Source organism: Myxococcus vastator (assembly GCF_010894475.1).
Taxonomy (GTDB): domain Bacteria; phylum Myxococcota; class Myxococcia; order Myxococcales; family Myxococcaceae; genus Myxococcus; species Myxococcus vastator.
In genome coordinates, this window is sequence record NZ_JAAIYB010000794.1 from 1 (window position 1) to 1,776 (window position 1,776).

Sequence of the window (1,776 nt, forward strand, 5' to 3'; positions counted from 1 at the left end):
GTGGGAGTGAGGACGGAGACTCAGGTGGGAGCGGCTGGACGAGGGGAATCGCCAGCGAGGCGTCGGAGAAGAAGTCCGGGCGAGAGAGGACGAAGCGAGCACGGGCCCGGTGGAGAAGCGAGGCACGGCGCTCGTGCGGGTGACTGGCTTCGAGAGGAAGGCAGGTGGCGCCGCTGAGGAGGATGGCGAGGAGGCCGACGACGGCGTCCTCGGAGCGCTCGAGGCACAGGCCGACGACGTCTTCCGGGAGGACGCCCAGGCCGAGCAGGTGCTGGGCCAGACGGGTGGCGCGAGCGTGGAGCTGGGAGAAGGAGAGGCGAAGGCCAGAGGAGGCGAGGACGAGGGCGGTGGCGTCGGGAGCGCGAGCGACCTGCGCGGTCCACAGGGAGGACACCGAGGCGAGGGAGTCGAAGGGCCTGGAGGTGTCGTTGAAGGAGAAGAGGACCTGCTGGCGCTCGGAGGCAGAGAGCAGGTCGACGGACGCAAGCGGCGCGGAGGGAGCGGCGAGCGCGCCTTCGAGCAGGCGCAGGTAGTGGCCCACCAGGCGCTGGATGGAGTCGTGCTCGAACAGGTCGGTGCTGTACTGCACCGTCACGCCGAAACCTTCCGTGCTGGCGTGCACCGTCAGCGACAGGTCGAAGTGCGTGGTGTGGATGTCCAGTTCCAGCGGGCGCGCATCGAGCCCAGGGAACGCGCCCGTCAACGCATCGCCCTGCTGGTACAGGTCGAACATCACCTGGAAGAGCGGTGAGTGAGAGGAAGTCCGCTCCACGCCCAGCGCACGGACGACGCGCTCGAAAGGAACGTCCTGGTGGGACATGGCCTCCAGGGTGGTGGCGCGGACCTCGGAGAGCAGTGAGTCGAAGGAGCTGTTCGCGTGCACCTGGCTGCGCAGGACCAGCGTGTTCACCAGGGTGCCGACGATGTCCTCGGTGGCCGGATGGGTGCGGCCCGCGACGGGCGTGCCCACGCAGAAGTCGGACTGCTGCGAGTAGCGGCGCAGCAGCGCGGCGAAGGCCGCGTAGAACACCATGAAGGGCGTGACTTGCCGCTCGCGGCAGAGGGCGCGCACGGCCTCGTTCAGGCGAATGGACAGCGGCTCACGGCGGGTCAGCCGCCCCCGAGGTGAGAGGCTTGGAGGCCGCGCCTTGTCCGTGGGAAGCGACAGGACCGCCGGTGCGCCGGTGAGCTGCTGCTTCCAGTACTCGAGCTGCGCGTCCTCGCTCGCGAGCACAGGGGCACTGCGCTGCCAGACCGCCACGTCCGCCCAATCCAGTGTCACAGGTGGCAGCTCGGGAGCTGCGCCCTGCTGGAACGCTCGATACGCCACGCCCAATTCGCGGACCAGGATGGACAGGGACAAGCCATCCACCGTCAGGTGGTGGAAGACGAGCGACAGGACGTGGTGCTCGGAGGACAGGCTCAGCAGGCTGAAGCGATAGAGCGGGCCATGCTCCATCGAGAACGGCGTGTCGATCTCCTCCCGCAGCCAGGGCTGCACCTCGTCGGCGGCCTTCGCCTTCTGGTGACGGAGGACGCGTGCCGGGACGTCGAGGATGAAGGGAGCAGGGCGCCCTTCGTCAGAGGGGACGGCGAGCCGGAGGACGGCATGGCGAGAGAGAAGCCAGCGGAGGGCGGACTCGAGGGCGGAGACGTCGAGAGGGCCGTGAAGGAGAGCGGCCTCGGGGATGTGGTAGGCGGAAGAGTGGGGCTGGAGCTGCTGGATGAACCACAAGCGCTCCTGCGTGGAGGAGAGCACCGGCGCGGCCTCGGCCC

General features: G+C 69.1%; 1 protein-coding gene. It reads right to left on the reverse strand.

What is annotated here, in order from left to right; all coding sequences use genetic code 11:
• The coding region (locus G4D87_RS37330) for a condensation domain-containing protein (RefSeq protein WP_163787530.1) at positions 1-1,776 on the reverse strand (1,776 nt) is incomplete at both ends.